The sequence below is a fragment of the Sulfitobacter sp. IGS-18 genome (assembly GCF_059628195.1).
Window position 1 is genome coordinate 14094 of record NZ_JCAQIH010000002.1, and the last position, 16277, is coordinate 30370.

A 16277-nucleotide genomic window follows, 5' to 3' on the forward strand; every position below is an offset into this window, starting at 1 on the left:
GGCATATTTCCGGTTGTTCGGGTCTCAATTTAACGGTGGTTCTGATGCTGGTGGATCTCGGCGTGGACGGCGCCCTTGTCGAAATCCGCCTCCTGCAATTCGATGGGCTGTCCGTGTTTCGTGCGCGCTGCCGCATTATGCCAGGCCCTCCTGTAGCGAAGCTGGTTCTCGCGGGAGGCGAGCGCCTGCATTTCGGCCATCGTCTCCAACGCATCCAGCCAATCCTCGTAATAGGTCTGGCTGGTGTCCGGTTTGCATGCCTCCCGGCTCTGGCGCCGCTGCGCAGAGAAGACTTCCCCCCATTCCTGCCAGGAGAAAGCGCCGGCTTCGTTCAGCGCCACCGTCATGCTGAAAATCTGTGCCTGCCAGGGTTCGGCAAATGCGACATTGCCCTCGGCTGCCCATGTCCTGGGTTCGGTCCGGTCTGCCGGCGATCCGGCTACCCGCGAAAGATGATCATCAGACATGCCGCACCCCTTTTCCAGCTGCGCGCGCAGCCGATGCATCGGCTGGCGTCAGCGCCTGCCGGACGCCGACCATGGAATCCCGGATGACCAGCTTTTCCAGATCCTGCGCGCTCCAGCCATCGGTGCCCGCAGGACGCATCGGGACAACGATGTACCTCATTTCCGAAGTCGAGTCCCAAACCCGGATCGTCATGTCATCAGGAAGCGTGAGTCCGAATTCCGCCAGGACCTTGCGGGGCTCGATGACGACACGCGCGCGATAGGCAGAGGATTTGTACCAGGAGGGCGGCAGCCCAAGCACCGGCCAAGGATAGCAGGAACACAAGGTGCACACGACGACGTTATGCACCCGAGATGTGTTGGCCAGGGCAACGATGTGTTCGCCTTGCCGCCCCGTGTATCCCATTGATGCAATAGCCGCTGTGGCGTCGCGCAGCAGCCATCCCATAAACGAAGGATCCGACCAGGCGCGGGCCACGACTTTCGCGCCGTTGCGTGGACCGACCTGCTCCTCGTAGGTCTGAAGAATTGTTTCAAGCGTCTTCGGGTCGATGTAACCCTTCTCCGTCAAGAGGCTTTCCAGCGCCCGGACACGTGATTCCGTTTCAGTCAGATGCGAATGATCATGATCGTGATCCTGTCCGGTGTGATCATCTTCAGTCATGTTATCCCTGTTGGTTTGATGAATTTCGGTCGCATTGGCTTGCACAGGCCTGATGGCGGGGCTCAGGCAGGTTCGAGGTAGGGTTCGAAAGCGTCGATGACGACCTCAAGCCCCGCTTCTGCGTTCTTGCCCCAGATTTCCGTGCCGGCGAACCGGACCGCATAAAGCCACTGCGGATTTTCGTCACCGTGACAACTGTCGTCCGGATAGACGTGGCTGCCCTGCACGCGCGTGATCACGCCCTCGCATCCGCGCACATATCGCGGCAAGCGCGTATGGGTTTCGGGATTGATGCGGCGCGCGCGGACACGGTCGCCGACCTTGAAGCGCGGTTCGTTTTCCGTCGGGCGCATGGAGGAGCTGCCCTTTGCCGCCATGACCGCGATTTGTTCCGGTTTCATTGCGCTCAATCCGGACCGGGGCGGCTGGCTGACGACACCGGAAGAAATCTCCTCGGGAGAGGCCAGTTCGTATTTCAGTGCCTGCCGTTCCATTCTGAGCAGGAAGCGGTAAAAGTATCCGCCCGGCGCAAGATAGTCCTCCGGCGCCGTCGTCTCCATCTCCGCCCGGGTCATGTCGATGTTCCACAGGCCGAGGCCGCCAAGTGCGACGTTCATGGCAAAGACGTGCCGTTCCCAATCGTGGTGAAAGGGCTCGGGTCCGTCTATGTCAGGAATGGCCCCGAAACCGTGCATCCCACCCATGTCGTGAATTCCGTTCATGCGGGCACCCCCTGACCGGGCTGGCGTTGGACGTTCGGCAGTCCGATCTTTTGCCAGCCAGTCAGCCGTTCGACCGTGTGGGCCACCTGAAGAAGGGTTGCTTCGTCAAACAAGCGACCCACGAGTTGCACCGCCAGCGGCAGGCCGTTTGAATCCAATCCGACCGGGACGCTGATCGCCGGATTGCCCATGACATTCTGCGGGTTCGTCATTGACGGAGTGGCCGGATCAAACGGCGTCGCCTCCTGCGTCAAGGCAGGTGCAGAGCCCGGGGTTGTGGCGCAAAGGATGACATCACAGGTCCGCAAGACGCCGGAGACGGCCTCGGCGAGGAGACGCCGGGCTTTCAATGCGGCAAGGTAATCCGGCGCAGAATAGGCGGGCGCGAGGGCCAGTCGGCGCGCCGACAGCGGCCCGAAATCCTCGATATGGTCCCGCATCCGTTGTTCGTGGACATGATACCCTTCGATGATCAGCAATGCCCGAACGACGGAACCGAATGAAAGAAGATCCGGCGTCGCGACTTCGAAAACCTCGGCCCCTTCGGAACGCAGAAGGTCCGCCGTTCGCTCAACCGCGGCAAGCGTTTCCGCCGAAGCCGTTTCCAGCAGTGGCACGGCCATGCCAACACGCGTGCCGGCGACCGACCGTTCCAGCCCTTCAAGGTAATTCGGGACGGGTCCGTCATGACAATCAGGATCGCCAGCGTCATGCCCCGCGAGCACCTGAAGGGCAATTGCCGCGTCGGACACGCTGCGCGCCAAGGGGCCGCAGTGGTCAAGCGATGCGGACAGGGGGAAACAGCCACGGCGGGTGACACGGCCAAAAGTCGGTTTCAAGCCAACCGTCCCGCACCATGAGGAGGGCGTGCGGATCGAACCGCCGGTGTCGGTGCCCAGCCCCATTCTGACCAGCCCGGCGGCGATGGCGACAGCCGAGCCGCTGGAGGAACCGCCGGTGTAATGCTCCAGATTCCATGGATTGCGTGCGAGGGGAAACGCGAGGTCCGGATCCGGTCCGTAAAGCGCATATTCAAACGTGGATGTCTTGCCGATCAGGACCGCGCCGCCCGTGGTGAGCCGCTCGATTACGCCCGCATCGGCATCTGCAACCGCCCCCAGCCCGAACTTGGACTGGCAAGTCGTTGCGACGCCCTTTGCGTCGAACAGATCTTTTGCCGCATATGGGATGCCCTGCATCGGACCAAGATCAATTCCGGATGCAAAGGCGCGGTCCGCAGCCGCCGCCTCAGCCATCGCCCGTTCCGGCAAAAGGGATATGAAGGCATGCAACGTCCCGTTGGTCGCTTCCGCCTGCTCAAGGGTCCATCGGGTCAACTCGGCAGCGGAAAGCGCCTGGCGTCGGAGCAGTCGGCCGAGATCGGCGATCGAATGATCCGCGAAACTCATGTTTCAATCCTGCCGGATGTGATCGGCTGGCGCAGGTTCAGCGTGGCCGGGCATCTGTTGGCAATGTCGTGAAGGACAGCCACATTCATGCGCAACTGGGCGTATTCGATCAGCATCTGTGCCCGCCACTCCGGCTTGATCTCAAGACCTGCGCGGCGCATCAAAGCGTCGAAATCCGCCTCGAAATCGGGGCTGGGTGCGACCGGCTCCTTCATGGTCAGACCTTCTCGACGTCTGTTCTGTGGGCAATGAATTCGCGTTCGCGCAGGATCAACGTGCGGGAGCGTCCGACGAATTTTGCACCATCCGCCAGCAGCGCCTTGCCTTCCGGAGATTCCCTGGCTTCCCGCATGCTTTCGATACTGTCGTACCAGACCTCTGCAACGCCATCGACAGGCAGACTGATCTCCTCGACGTCCTGGCGAATGACCTGATCGAGATATTCGGACTGGACGTAGCGCCGGATCTGCTTCACGTCGCGCGCGATCGGACCATGCACCTCCTGCCAGTACTTTACAAACGCGTCGTGAGTCCAATCTTCGCGTCGAACGAGTAAGGTCAGTGTCTTGATCATTTGCCCTGTTCCTGCTGGAGCCCGGGGCCAAGAGGGGTCAAACCCCTCAACGCCACAAGGCCCGTTTGCTGTGATTGCAACGCGGAAAAACGCTCGCACGCCAATCCGCTGACAGTTGCAGTTTTGAAGTTCGGGCCCGGCGCGTCAAATTTGCGTACAGCATATCCGTCATCACCCGACGTGATATCACACATTACGGCTGTGAAATTGCCAGCCCCTGCCAAAACTGTAGATTTGCCCGGGAAAGCGTCGTTTGTTCGATCAGCTTGTTTCATGCTCAGACCAACATTCGGGGACGCAATTGCCTAGCACCAAGATCGACTGCATCGTTAGTGACGGCAACCGGCTGGGAGAGAGCCCTGTCTGGAGCGTGCGCGAGCAAAAGCTCTATTGGGTCGACAGCCGTGGCCCCATGATTTTCCGTCACGACCCCACGACCGGCATCACCGAAAAACGTGAAATGCCGAGCATCATCGGCAGTATCGGTCTGCGCAGTGCCGGGGCCGGCAAACTGATTGTTGCCATGCAGACAGGGCTGCACAAGCTGGATTTTGACACCGGAACGCTCGACTTTCTCAATGATCCGGAACCGGACGAACACGAAAACCGGTTCAACGACGGGCGCTGCGACCGCAGGGGCCGGTTCTGGAGCGGCACCATGAACGATACCCGGCGCGATCCCACCGGCTCGCTTTACCGTTTTGGGTCGCAGGGGGAGGCGACGAAGATGCTTGGCGACATCATCGTTCCGAACAGCATCTGCTGGAGCCCCGACGACCGGACCATGTATTTCGCAGACACATATCGGATGCAGATCAGGTCGTTCAAATTCGATGCCGACAGCGGGACGCTTTCAAAAGAGACGCTCTTTTCTGAAACGCGGGACCGGCCGGGGCGGCCAGACGGTTCTACCGTCGATGCCGAGGGGTTCTTGTGGAACGCGGAATACAATGGTGGCCGCGTGGTGCGCTATACGCCGGACGGGCGGATTGACCGGGTCATCGACCTGCCCGTTGCCCTGCCCACAAGTTGCGCCTTCGGAGGCGCTGACCTGGAGACACTCTATGTGACCTCCGCAACCCAGCGTCTTGGCCCGGATGACCTTGCCGCCCAGCCCGATGCGGGCGGTGTCTTTGCAATCCGGGCCGGGGTTTCCGGCCTGCCGGAACCTGAATTCTTTGGGTAACCCATGGGGCGGAACGCGCTACAGGCACGAACTCGGGACCTGGGGCCTTTACTCCGACAACCGTCAAAGGAATTGGAATGATACCTGATCAGCAGCCGGAAGAGCGCGAAATCCATACACTTGGACGGCTTCCACATGAAGCATTCGGAACTTTCACATTACCGAGAATCGCCAGCGAAGTTCTGGAGGGTTTTCGCGCCTTGCCGGATTTGACGGGCATGACCTCCGATGCGATGGACGAACTCGGCATTTCCGGCGCGGTCACCGGTGGCAAGCTCTACCCTTCAACGCCCGGTGCCCGGCTGGTTGGTCGGGCGTTGACCGTACTCAACGTCCCGCGCGAGGACGCACCAGAAGTGGCAGTGCAGGGCGGTGTGTCCATGCTTGCGGATGTTGAGGCCCATAACCTCGCCGAGCCAGGCGATGTGTTGGTGTTGCAGGGCGTGGACACGATTTCCAATATGGGCGGTCTCCTCGCCAGTATCGCAAAACGGCAGGGAGAGCTGGGGGCCATCGTCGATGGTGCTGTGCGCGACATCGCACATTCCCGCAAGATCGAGTATCCGATCTGGTCACGCAGTGTCAGCCCGGTAACCGGGAAATGGCGCGTCCGTACAATTGGTGTGAACGTACCGGTCAAGATCTGTGGCGTATCGGTTATGCCCGGCGATATTGTCCTGGCTGATGAGGTTGGTGTCTGCTTTGTGCCGCTGGGGCGTGCCGAATCCGTGCTCGCAAATGCGCGCGAAATCGCCAGGAGCGAAGCGAAACGTCAGGAGGCCATCGTTGCCGGTGCCCCGATCCATGAAGTTATGTTGCGCAAGAAATGAGCAGCTGGACAGATTTGCGGGCACTGGACATGTTTCAAAGCCGCGCATAGCTTTCTGCCCTGTCCGGCGCTTGAAGCAGTTGCGTAGGATCCTGAATCGCCAGATTTGCGGCGAAACGGCGATATTGACAATGAGGTCTTGGGAAACTCAGTGAACGAACCCCGCGCGGAAACGAGGATAGACCTCAATCTGATGAACGTCCTGTACGCCGTCCTGGCAGAGGGCAGCGTCACGCGTGCAGCGCATCGACTTTCCATGACCCAACCCGCCGTTTCCAACGCATTGCGTCGGCTGCGCTACATCATGAAGGACGAGTTGTTTATCAAGGTTCCGGGCGGCGTGGCACCGACAGAGCGCGCTTTGGAAGTCTGGCCCGATTTGCAACGCGCGATGGAGCAGATCCGCGCCATCGCGCTGCCTCAGGATTTCCAGTCGGCCCAAACGAACCTCACCTTCAATGTCGCGATTACCGATACGCTGGTGTCGCGCGTCGCCCCGGAACTTGCGCTGCGCTTTACGGAAGCGGCACCTTTGGCGCGGCTTTACTTTCATCTGCATTCCAATCCCACTTCGATCGATTCCCTTCAACGGGGCGGGCTGGACTGTGCCGTCGGAATGTTCCCGGATGTGGAAGAGGATCTGCAACTCGAAAGTCTCCTCTCTGACAACTACGTCTGCGTGTTCAGGCGTGGCCATACCACGCTGCGCCCGCCTGTTTCACTGGAGGGTTTCATAGAAGCGGAGCACATCCTGGTAAAACAAGCCCCGCGGCAAGCCGGTATCATCGACAATTGGCTTGGCCTTGCGGGCCACAAGCGGAAAATTCGACTGGTTGTGAATCGGGCGGAAGAAGCAGTCAATATTGCCAGGCAGACCGATCTGGTGGCGGCTGTCCCGTGGAGTTTTGCGCAGAGCATGCCCGGGGCGGAGCAACTGGAAATCGCGCCGCTTCCCTTCGATCACGAGAAAATTCTTTACAAGATGGCCTGGCACAAGCGCAGCTACCGGGATCCGGCGCGCGCCTGGCTGCGCTCTCTCGTCCGAGGGACCGTGGCCGATCAATGCACGTCGTTGCAGACTTAACTCATCGTCTTGATGTCGTTTCGGCGCATCAGTTCCCGAGCCAGATTTCCATCGACTGAGGCAATTCGCCGGGTTTGAAAGATGCTCCGGACCGCGGATCGATGTGCCACGACCTGTCGGCACGCCCTCAACCTGCAGTTGCCATGCGGCACGGTGATGGGCGCCATTCTGTCTGGAAATTTGACCGTGCGGGACCGGCCAATAGAGTTCTTGGAAAGACTTCAATGAAAATAATGAAAATCTGATCCAAGAGGGAATACAAATGGCCTATTCAGGAATTACGCGTCAACTCGGTTTTGCAGCGGCGCTTGCTTTTGCGACGTCGAACGCTGCGGGTGCAGAGGAAGTCACCGAGATCCGGCTGCTGGAAATGGGCGGCATTGCCGGTGACGCGGTGCAGGCTGCCTATGTCGATCCTTTTGTCCGGAAGACAAATATCAAACTTGTTCGTGAGAATCCGGCGTCGCTTGGCAAGATCAAGGCCATGGTGGAATCCGGTAATCCGACTGCGGACATGGTGCTGGTGACCGATGGCTGGCTGGCGCAGGCCAAGGAAGAGGGCCTTCTCGAACCGCTCGACTGGGAGGCCATCGACCCCGCGCCGATCATGCCGGGCGCCCGTGACGAATACGCGATTGGCTGGTCCTACGCTTCCGCGGTGATGGCCTGGAACACGGATGCCAGGACGCCCGAGACCTGGGCGGATTTCTGGAACACGGCAGATTTCCCCGGCAAGCGAAGCCTCCCGGACAACCCTTCGATCGTTCTTCCGATCGCATTGATTGCGGATGGTGTCGCGATGGATGAACTCTACCCGCTCGATCTTGATCGGGCCTTCAAGAAGCTTGAAGAGATCCGCCCGGCCGTGTCGGTCTGGTGGACCTCTGCAGGGCAGTCGGCCCAGTTGCTTATCGATAAGGAAGTGTCCTACGGCATCACCTACAACGGCCGGGTCTATGGCAAGCCGAATGTCGATTTCACCTTCAATCAGGCCTATCTGGAACTGTCCTGGTGGGGCGTCCCCAAGGGGGTCTCGCCCGAGCGCAAGCTGGCCGCGATGAAGTTTTTCCACGAGACGACACTGCCGGAAAACGAGGCCGTGTTCATGGAGATGGTGCCCTATTCCGGCGCCAGCACCGAGCTTGACGCCTTGCTGCCCGAAGAAAAACGGGCGGATTTCCCGACCACCGCAGGCAACGCTGAACTGCAGTGGTCTGCCGACCGTGCTGAATGGCAGAAAGTCGCATCCGAAGCCGAAAAACGCTGGCAGCAGTTCAAGCTCGGCCTGTAAGGCGATCTCCGACGGTAGCGGATGATCTGAACAAGAGGCGGCGACATGTATTTCGCCGTCTCTTCGGTTTCACGCCGGGGTTCGAATGGCTGGCCATGGTGTGCCGCGTGGCACAGCCAGACCAGTAATTCATGTATGCACGCGCTCTTTTCGGCCGGAAGTCCACCGCCCGCGTCATAACATTGAATGATGAAATACATAATTTTTAGGAATTTGACCGCTTCAGCCGTGGTTTTACAGTGGTGCGCATGAAGCTGCGGAACCTGAGCATTTCGCAGGGAAAAGCCCGGAAAGTCTGGTGTCTTCGAAAATTTCACGCCCCTGTTTTTCCGCATTGACGCTCAAGGCCCGTCAGCACGGTCATCATGCAGTGAAATGTCTGGATGCCTGTCTGACGATGAGGAGTATGGAATGAAAACTGGTGATGGGTTGATTGTCGTCTGGATGAATGTGGATCCGCGGCATGACGAAGAACTGCATGATTGGTACGAGGGCGAACACGTTGCGGAAGTCGCCGCAATCGATGGTGTCCTCAGCGTCCGTCGCTTTATCGATCCGTCACATCCGTTGCGCTACATGGCGATGTTCGAATGTGTCGATGAAACCATCGAGCCCGGTGCCGGTTTCCAAAAGATGGTCGAGAACGCAACGCCCTGGACGATGCGCATACGCAAGCTTTTCGGGGACGAGCGCCGCCGCGGCAATTATCGGCTGTTGCATGCAGAAGGAAACACCGGTGAGGGTGCCGCGCTTCTGGTGGTTCAGTCCGACATTACACCTGAGGATGGCGCATTTGACTCTGCGCGCCCACATGGCTGCCTCAGCTATCGCGCCTACGTTCAGATGCCGCCGGAGAATGCCTTCCGGCCTGAGCATCAACACCTGGAAATCTACGAATTTGACGACAAGGACGCCGCCGACAACTGGCGCCTGTCGCTTGGAGCGGGCGGTAATGCCGACCTGTCAGTAAGGACGAGAACCGGCACGCCAGTAATCACCTAGTCTCGAGGGCCTGCCCAGTACAGCGCGTCGCTTGGGGCAGGTCCCTGACGTCAGATCTGCTGTGAACCCACGATGAGAAACATTCGCAAATGAACGGAAACCAAAATTGGACCAGAGGAGATAGGAACATGTTTGATGCCATCAGACTGCAGGCGCTCGGCGTTGCGTCAGCGTTGTTTTCTGCCGGTGCCACCATGGCGGGTGCCCAGGACGTAACGGAGATCAGGCTCATGGAGATGGGCGGGATCTCGGGCAAGGCGGTTCAAGCTGCCTATATTGACCCGTTCGAGCGCAAAACCGGGATCAAGATTGTCCGCGAGAACCCTGCGTCGCTTGGAAAGATCAAGGCCATGGTCGAATCCGGCAATCCGACCGTGGACATGATGTTGCTGACCGACGGCTGGCTGGCGCAGGCCAAGGTTGAAGGCCTGCTTGAACCGCTTGACTGGGAGGCAATCGACCCCGCGCCGATCCTGCCGGGCGCGCGCGACGACTATGCGATCGGCTGGTCTTATGCATCGGCAGTGATGGCCTGGGACAGCGAGGCAAAAGCGCCAGAGACCTGGGCCGATTTCTGGAACCTGGCAGATTTTCCCGGCAAGCGCAGCCTGCCCGACGACCCGTCAATCGTTCTGCCGATTGCACTCCTTGCCGATGGGGTGCCCAAGGACGCGCTTTATCCGCTCGATCTTGACCGGGCCTTCAACAAGCTCAAGGAAATCAGACCGGCAATTTCCGTCTGGTGGACCTCCGCTGGTCAATCCGCCCAGCTTCTCATCGACAAGGAAGTGACCTACGGGATGACCTATAATGGCCGGGTCTACGGTAAACCGAACGTCGATTACACTTTCAACGAAGGCTACCTCGTTCTGTCGTGGTGGGGCGTACCAAAGGGAACCCCGCCGGAGCGCCAGGCGGCTGCCATGAAGTTCTTCCACGAGACAACACTCCCGGAGAACGAGGCCGTGGCAATGCAGATGATCCCGTACTCAGGGGCGAGCGCCCAGCTGGATGGCGTCATTCCGCAGGACAAGCTGGCCGATTTCCCGACGACAGCGGGCAATGCGGAGATCCAGTGGACAGCCAATCGCGAGGCCTGGCAGCAAGTGGCTGCCGAAGCTGAAAAGCGCTGGCAGCAGTTCAAGCTGGGTCTTTGAATTGGCTGCCGTCATGAAACAAGCGGGGCGGTGGGGGTATCTTTTGCCGCTCCTGTGCTTTGTCGTCTTCGCGTTCGACCTTCCGGTTCTGCGCATGCTTCTGGTGAGCGTCGACAATCCGGCGGACCGGTTAAGCGCCTTTCGCGAATTGTTCGCGACGCCGGTCTATCTCCGCGTTGTTGTCATCACGTTCAAGATCGCCTTCGCGACCGCGGTTCTGTGCGGCCTGTTTGGATATATCCTCGCCTATTGGATCTACACGATGCAATCGGCCCGGTGGCGGATGTTCTTTCTGGGCACCGTCGGCATGACGTTCTGGATCAGCATCCTCGCGCGTACCTATGCATGGATCGTCATCCTGGGAAACAACGGGCTGATCAATCGCACGCTGATTGAGCTGAACATCGTCAATGCGCCGGTCTCGCTGATTTATAACGAAGTCGGGATCCTCATCGGGACGGTCAACGTACTGCTTCCCATCGTGGTGTTGCCGCTTTACGCCGCCATGTCCGGGCTGGACGGTCGCCTGCTGGCCGCTGCGCGTTCGCTGGGTGCAAGCGAATTGCGGGTTTTCTGGCAAATCTTCTTTCCGTTGACCCTGCCTGCTCTTGCGGCCGGTTCAATGCTTGTCTTCATCCTGACGCTGGGTTTCTTCGTAACCCCCGCGATCCTTGGCGGGAACCGGGTGCCGATGGTGGCCACCGTACTGGACAGCTTCATCAATGTGATTTCGGAGTGGCAACTCGCTGCCGCCCTGTCGAGCACGCTGCTGCTGATCACCGTCCTTCTCTACTTTTTCTACAAGAAGCTGCTTGGGATGTCGTCGTCCCAGCAAAAGGAGGCCAACACATGAGCGGTTCCGGTGGCAAGACACGCATTTTCGTGCCGCTTTGCGGTGCGTTGGTCTTCATTTTCCTCTGCACGCCCATCCTGATCACCATACCGATGTCCTTTTCCGCGTCGAGTACGCTGGAGTTTCCGCCGCAGGGGCTGTCGCTGCGATGGTATCGACATTTCATCAGCAGTCCGATCTGGGTCGAGGCCATGCTGACGTCACTTCAGCTTGCCCTGGCTTCGAGCATCATCGCGGTCGCATTGGGCTCACTGGCGGCCTATGGCCTGGTAAGAGGACGCCTCCCGGGGACGTTGTTTCTGGATGCGCACTTCATGGCGCCAATGATCATCCCGCATATCATTACTGCGATCGCGCTCTATTTCGCACTCGCCAAGATCGGCATGCTGGGAAGCTTTGCCGGATTGGTGATTGGTCATGCACTTGTGGCGATTCCCTTTGTGATCACGGTGGTCAGTGGCGCGGTCCGCGCCTTCGACGTCCGCATTGAGCAGAGCGCCCGGTCACTTGGGGCGAAGTGGCCCAGGATCATCTGTTCGATTGTCATTCCGAACATCTATCCAGCCCTGTTCGTTGCCTGGGTATTCTCGTTTGTCATCAGTTTCGATGAGGTCATTCTGACCTACTTCGTATCGGGAACATACGTCACGATACCGAAAAAGATGTTCACCGAGCTTCAACAACAAATCGACCCGACAATCACGGCGGTGGCTTCCCTGCTGATCGCGGGCAGCATGCTGCTGCTGCTCGTCACGGCACGATTCACTGCAAGACTTTCCGCGGACAACCGGGCCTAGCCCGGATGCGGACCAAGGAGCAATAAGAGATGGCACGCGTTGAAATCAACTCGATCACAAAGCGCTATGGCGACGTTGTCGCATTGGACGAAATCAATCTTGCGGTGTCGGAGGGCGAATTTCTGACACTGCTGGGCCCGAGCGGTTCCGGCAAGACCACATTGCTGAACATGATCTCCGGCCTCGGCACGCCTGACGAAGGGCGTATCCTGATCGGTGGTTCGGACATCACACATGTATCAAGTGCGGACCGGAATATCGGCATCGTCTTTCAGAGCTACGCACTCTTCCCGCATATGACCGTGTTCGACAATGTCGCGTTTCCGCTTCGGGTACGCAGAGAGCCGGCGAGCGTCATTCGCGAACAGGTGAAAACAGCGCTCGATCGGGTGAAGCTGTCGGGTTATGCCGCCCGTAAACCGGCAGCGCTTTCAGGCGGGCAGCAACAGCGCGTCGCCCTTGCGCGCGCCATCGTGTTCCAGCCGTCGATCCTTCTGCTCGACGAACCGCTCGGCGCGCTCGACAAGAATCTGCGCGAGGAGCTCCAGTTCGAATTGCGCGAACTTCAAAAGACCATCGGCATCACCACGATCATGGTCACCCATGATCAGGAAGAGGCGATGTCGCTCTCCGACAGGATCGCGGTGTTCAAATCGGGGAGGATCGAACAGGTTGGCGATCCACGCGCAATTTATACCAAACCGGTAAACGAGTTCATCGCGAATTTCTTCGGCGCGAACAATATTTTCCGGGGCACCGTAAAAAAGCGCAATGGGGCAATGGTTCTCTCTGCCGAGGACGGTATTGATCTCGATATCGTTGAACCGACCGCTTCGGACGGCAACTTCCTTGAGGTCATGATCCGGCCCGAATGCATCAGCGTCGGCAAACCGGAGCAGGCTGCCGGGGTGAGGGGTGAGGTTGTCGGCAGCGTCTATCTGGGATCAACGGTGCGGTATCGGGTCCGGCTGCAAGGCGGCAGAGTGCTCGACGTCAAGGCAACCGACACCCAAGTGGTGTTTTCAGAGCGCGATCAAGTGAGTGTCAGCTGGAGCCCGACCGAGTTGAAGGTCCTGTCGAGCTGATATGTTTTGCTGATGCAGTTCCGCCATTTGGTGGATCGGCTTCAGGAGGAAGCGGTCCGATCCTCAGTTTCTGTACATGCCTTCAAACCCTAGCCGGGGCGCAGGCAACCTACCAGACGGGCGGCGTTGTCACCCAGAGCACGCGGCCCTGCTCATTGCCGAGATTGCGGAAGCGATGCGGACGGTGGCTTTCGAAGTGGAAGGCATCGCCTTCCCCCAGCACGAACCGGTCATCCTCGACCCATAGCTCAAGCTTTCCGGACAGCACGACGCCACATTCCTCGCCTTCATGGGCATAGGATTCTTCCCCGGAACTGCCGCCCGGGTCGAGGACAATCTCCATCACCTGCAAGGCCCCGTCGTCATGTGCGGTCAAAAAGGACTTCACCATGCCCTTGTCGCCAAAGTCGACGGTACGCCGGCGCCCTTCGCGAACGATGATCCCCGTCTCGCGGTCCGCGCTGTCAGCGTCGGCAAAAAGCGACAGAAAGGGAATGCCGATCACCTCGCAGATTGCCCTGAGGTTGCGGATCGAGGGCGAAGAAATGCCGCGCTCGATCTGGCTCAGCAAGCCGGTCGAAATGCCGACCCCCTCGGCCACAATCTGCAACGACAGCCCGCGCCCCTTGCGCGCCTGCCGCACCGCCTCTCCCAGAGAGGTGTCGTCCATCCCGCTCATCGGGTCGGAAAGCAGCTTTGCTTCATTTTCGGCTGAGGTCATCGGCGATTCTTCATCTTGGTGAACGGAAGCGGGCGATTTTGCCCTTCAGTATCCTTCTGCTTACCCGCTTCCTGAAGAAAAAACGATTAAAAACCGAACTCAAACACAGATTTTTCACTCAAGTGAAGGTTTTCAGCAATATTGGTTGCATATGTATATTTCTTCATTATCGTGAAGAACGGATTTAAACCGCGTCACCCCGCTCCGGCGTCAAGCGTGACGCAAGACACAGGGAAGATTGCCAATGAAACTCCGTTCGCTTGCCATTGCCGGGGCGCTCGCGCTCTGCGCTGCTCAGTCCCAGGCTGAAGACCTGACCGTAGGTGTCACCACAACCGGCGTGCCCTTCACCTTCGTTGACACCGCCACCCAGCAACCGACCGGCGCCATGGTCGACCTGGCCGCCGCCATCGCCGAAGACCTGCAGATGACACCGGATTTCGCGGTCACCCAGTTCTCTGCGCTGATCCCCGCGCTTCAGACCGGCAAGATCGACGTCATTTCGGCGGGCATGTTCGCCACCGACAAACGCAAGGAAGTCGTGGATTTTTCGACTCCGGTTTACAGCTACGGCGACGTGGCCTTTGTCAAAGCGGACGACGCGGGGATCTACCAGCTTGACGATTTCGCGGGCGAAGTCGTTGGCGCGCAGATCGGCACCACCTTTGCAGACCAGCTTCAGGCCAAAGGGATCTTCAGCGAGGTGAAACTTTACGACAGCCTCGTCGATATCATGCGCGACGTGCAGCTTGGCCGGATCAAGGCAGGGTTCGGCGACAAGCCGATCATCGCCTACCAGATCGCGCAGAACCCGAACCTCGGGGTAAAACTGGTCGAAGGCTATACCCCCATGGGCACGGGCGAAGTCGCGCTGGCCGTGTCGAAGGAAAATCCAGAGCTGCTGGAAAAGGTGAACGCGTCGATCGCCGAGATGGACAAGAGCGGTGAGCTGGCCGAGATCTTCGCTAAATACGGCCTCTGAGCCCTTTGCGATATCTTTCGGGCCCGGTCATCGCGCCGGGCCCATGACTTTCTGACAGGAGACGTCCATGTCCCCCCTTTTTGAGCGGATCCAGGAATATCTGCCGTTGCTCACCACCGGACTGTGGCAGACCGTTGCCGTGACCCTGCTGTCGCTTGTTCTTGCCTCGGCGCTTGGGCTGGTCTGGGCGCTGATGCGCAGCTCGGGCACCCGCTGGCTGAGCCTGCCTGCGCGCTACATCGTCGAATTCCTGCGCGGCATCCCGATCCTCGTGGTGCTCTTCTACATCTATTTCGTGATGCCCGAACTCGGGCTCGACCTGACCGCCTTTCAGGCCGGGGTGGTGGGCCTGGCTTTGACCTATTCGTGCTATATCGGTGAAACCTTCCGCGGCGGGATCGAGGCGGTGGATCGCGGGCAGGTCGAAGCGGCGAAATCCATCGGCATGAAACACGGCAAGATGATGCGGCGCATCGTGCTGCCGCAGGCCTTTCGCATCGCCCTGCCGCCCTATGGCAACAACATGGTGATGCTGCTCAAGGACAGCAGCCAGGTCTCCGTGATCTCGGTCGCCGAACTGACCATGCAGGGCAAGATGCTGGCCTCGTCGACCTTCGACAACATGACCGTCTTTACCATGGTTGCGGCACTGTACCTCTGCCTGACGATCCCGCTGAACATCCTGATGCGCCGTGTCGAACTCAAGCTGGGAGCCGCGACATGATCCGTTTCGAGAACGTCCATAAATCCTTTGGCAAGCACGAAGTGCTCAAGGGCATCGACGCCGAGGTCGACAAGGGACAGGTCATGTGCCTGATCGGGGCCTCGGGCTCGGGCAAGTCGACGATGTTGCGCTGTGTCAACGGGCTAGAGGATTACCAGTCCGGGCGCATCAGCATCGACGGTGAGACGGTCAACGCCCATGCCTCGTCGATCCATGCGATCCGGACGCGCGTTGCCATGGTTTTCCAGCGCTTCAACCTGTTCCCGCACATGACCGCGCTGCAGAACGTGATGGAAGGTCCAATTCATGTGCTGGGCGAGAACCGCGACGAGGTGCGTGCCCGCGCCGAAGAGCATCTGCGCCGCGTCGGATTGGCCGAAAAGATGGATTTCTATCCCTCCGCCCTGTCCGGCGGGCAGCAGCAGCGCGTCGCAATCGCGCGTGCGCTGGCCATGCGCCCCGAAGCCATATTGCTTGACGAGCCGACCTCGGCGCTTGACCCTGAAATGGTCGGCGAGGTGCTGTCGGTTCTGCGCGACCTGGCGCAGGAGCGCATGACCATGCTGATCGTCACCCATGAGATCCAGTTCGCGCGCGAGGTTGCCGACGGCGTGATCTTTCTTGACCAGGGGCGCATCGCCGAACATGGCAGCGCCGAGGCGGTGCTGTCGAAGCCAACGCATCCGCGGACGCAGGATTTTCTGCGCCGCGTTACCCACCCCGTCTGAAC

Annotated in this window: 19 protein-coding genes; 12 read left to right on the forward strand and 7 right to left on the reverse strand. The window is 59.4% G+C overall.

Annotated features, from left to right (window positions below; translation table 11 throughout):
• Nucleotides 1-29 precede the first annotated feature (29 nt).
• From ACWNZ3_RS18210 to ACWNZ3_RS18235, 6 genes are all read right to left on the reverse strand, one after another.
• Nucleotides 30-467, reverse strand: coding sequence for a nitrile hydratase accessory protein (locus ACWNZ3_RS18210; RefSeq protein WP_496902130.1), 438 nt, complete (start codon nt 465-467; stop codon nt 30-32).
• The gene (nthA, locus tag ACWNZ3_RS18215; RefSeq protein WP_496902131.1) at nt 460-1131 is read right to left on the reverse strand and encodes a nitrile hydratase subunit alpha; all 672 of its coding nucleotides are present in this window, start codon (nt 1129-1131) and stop codon (nt 460-462) included. Before nthA ends, ACWNZ3_RS18210 begins: the two co-directional genes overlap by 8 nt.
• Nucleotides 1132-1193: 62 nt before the next feature.
• Entirely contained in the window at nt 1194-1853 is a 660-nt protein-coding gene (gene nthB, locus ACWNZ3_RS18220; RefSeq protein WP_496902132.1) for a nitrile hydratase subunit beta, read from the reverse strand.
• Complete coding sequence (locus ACWNZ3_RS18225; RefSeq protein ID WP_496902133.1) at nt 1850-3262, reverse strand: amidase; 1413 nt, start codon at nt 3260-3262, stop codon at nt 1850-1852. Before ACWNZ3_RS18225 ends, nthB begins: the two co-directional genes overlap by 4 nt.
• Nucleotides 3259-3477 (reverse strand): hypothetical protein, encoded by a 219-nt coding sequence (locus tag ACWNZ3_RS18230; RefSeq protein WP_496902134.1) that lies wholly within the window; start codon nt 3475-3477, stop codon nt 3259-3261. The genes ACWNZ3_RS18225 and ACWNZ3_RS18230 overlap by 4 nt, the downstream gene beginning before the upstream one ends.
• 2 nt (nt 3478-3479) lie before the next feature.
• The gene (locus ACWNZ3_RS18235) at nt 3480-3836 is read right to left on the reverse strand and encodes an EthD family reductase (RefSeq protein ID WP_496902135.1); all 357 of its coding nucleotides are present in this window, start codon (nt 3834-3836) and stop codon (nt 3480-3482) included.
• A gap of 301 nt (nt 3837-4137) precedes the next feature.
• On the opposite strand from ACWNZ3_RS18235, the gene ACWNZ3_RS18240 reads away from it, so the two are divergent.
• From ACWNZ3_RS18240 to ACWNZ3_RS18280, 9 genes are all read left to right on the forward strand, one after another.
• On the forward strand, nt 4138-5022 hold the full coding sequence (locus ACWNZ3_RS18240) for an SMP-30/gluconolactonase/LRE family protein (RefSeq protein ID WP_496902136.1): 885 nt from the start codon (nt 4138-4140) through the stop codon (nt 5020-5022).
• A 77-nt stretch (nt 5023-5099) separates the two neighbouring features.
• The gene (locus ACWNZ3_RS18245; protein ID WP_496902137.1) at nt 5100-5852 is read left to right on the forward strand and encodes an RraA family protein; all 753 of its coding nucleotides are present in this window, start codon (nt 5100-5102) and stop codon (nt 5850-5852) included.
• Between the two features lie 150 nt (nt 5853-6002).
• A complete protein-coding gene (locus ACWNZ3_RS18250; protein WP_496902138.1) occupies nt 6003-6935 on the forward strand; it encodes a LysR family transcriptional regulator in 933 nt (310 codons plus the stop codon).
• Nucleotides 6936-7197: 262 nt separating this feature from the next.
• Nucleotides 7198-8226 carry an ABC transporter substrate-binding protein gene (locus ACWNZ3_RS18255; RefSeq protein WP_496902139.1) on the forward strand — a complete coding sequence of 343 codons (1029 nt, stop codon included), beginning with the start codon at nt 7198-7200 and terminating at the stop codon, nt 8224-8226.
• Between the two features lie 411 nt (nt 8227-8637).
• On the forward strand, nt 8638-9228 hold the full coding sequence (locus ACWNZ3_RS18260) for a hypothetical protein (RefSeq protein ID WP_496902140.1): 591 nt from the start codon (nt 8638-8640) through the stop codon (nt 9226-9228).
• 128 nt (nt 9229-9356) lie between these two features.
• Nucleotides 9357-10385, forward strand: coding sequence for an ABC transporter substrate-binding protein (locus tag ACWNZ3_RS18265; RefSeq protein WP_496902141.1), 1029 nt, complete (start codon nt 9357-9359; stop codon nt 10383-10385).
• Nucleotides 10386-10398: 13 nt separating this feature from the next.
• The gene (locus ACWNZ3_RS18270) at nt 10399-11238 is read left to right on the forward strand and encodes an ABC transporter permease (protein WP_496902142.1); all 840 of its coding nucleotides are present in this window, start codon (nt 10399-10401) and stop codon (nt 11236-11238) included.
• Entirely contained in the window at nt 11235-12035 is an 801-nt protein-coding gene (locus ACWNZ3_RS18275; RefSeq protein WP_269360965.1) for an ABC transporter permease, read from the forward strand. Before ACWNZ3_RS18270 ends, ACWNZ3_RS18275 begins: the two co-directional genes overlap by 4 nt.
• A 29-nt stretch (nt 12036-12064) precedes the next feature.
• Nucleotides 12065-13120, forward strand: a complete 1056-nt coding sequence (locus tag ACWNZ3_RS18280) for an ABC transporter ATP-binding protein (RefSeq protein WP_496902143.1) — start codon at nt 12065-12067, stop codon at nt 13118-13120.
• 109 nt (nt 13121-13229) lie between these two features.
• Here the strand turns inward: ACWNZ3_RS18280 and ACWNZ3_RS18285 are convergent, their stop codons facing one another.
• Nucleotides 13230-13841 (reverse strand): cupin domain-containing protein, encoded by a 612-nt coding sequence (locus ACWNZ3_RS18285; protein ID WP_274575769.1) that lies wholly within the window; start codon nt 13839-13841, stop codon nt 13230-13232.
• Between the two features lie 244 nt (nt 13842-14085).
• Between ACWNZ3_RS18285 and ACWNZ3_RS18290 the strand changes: the two genes are divergently transcribed.
• From ACWNZ3_RS18290 to ACWNZ3_RS18300, 3 genes are all read left to right on the forward strand, one after another.
• A complete protein-coding gene (locus tag ACWNZ3_RS18290; protein WP_496902144.1) occupies nt 14086-14823 on the forward strand; it encodes a substrate-binding periplasmic protein in 738 nt (245 codons plus the stop codon).
• 67 nt (nt 14824-14890) lie between these two features.
• Nucleotides 14891-15547: an amino acid ABC transporter permease gene (locus tag ACWNZ3_RS18295; RefSeq protein ID WP_269360958.1), complete on the forward strand. Its 657-nt coding sequence runs from the start codon at nt 14891-14893 to the stop codon at nt 15545-15547.
• Nucleotides 15544-16275 (forward strand): amino acid ABC transporter ATP-binding protein, encoded by a 732-nt coding sequence (locus tag ACWNZ3_RS18300; protein ID WP_496902145.1) that lies wholly within the window; start codon nt 15544-15546, stop codon nt 16273-16275. The genes ACWNZ3_RS18295 and ACWNZ3_RS18300 overlap by 4 nt, the downstream gene beginning before the upstream one ends.
• The last annotated feature ends 2 nt before the right edge of the window (nt 16276-16277 follow it).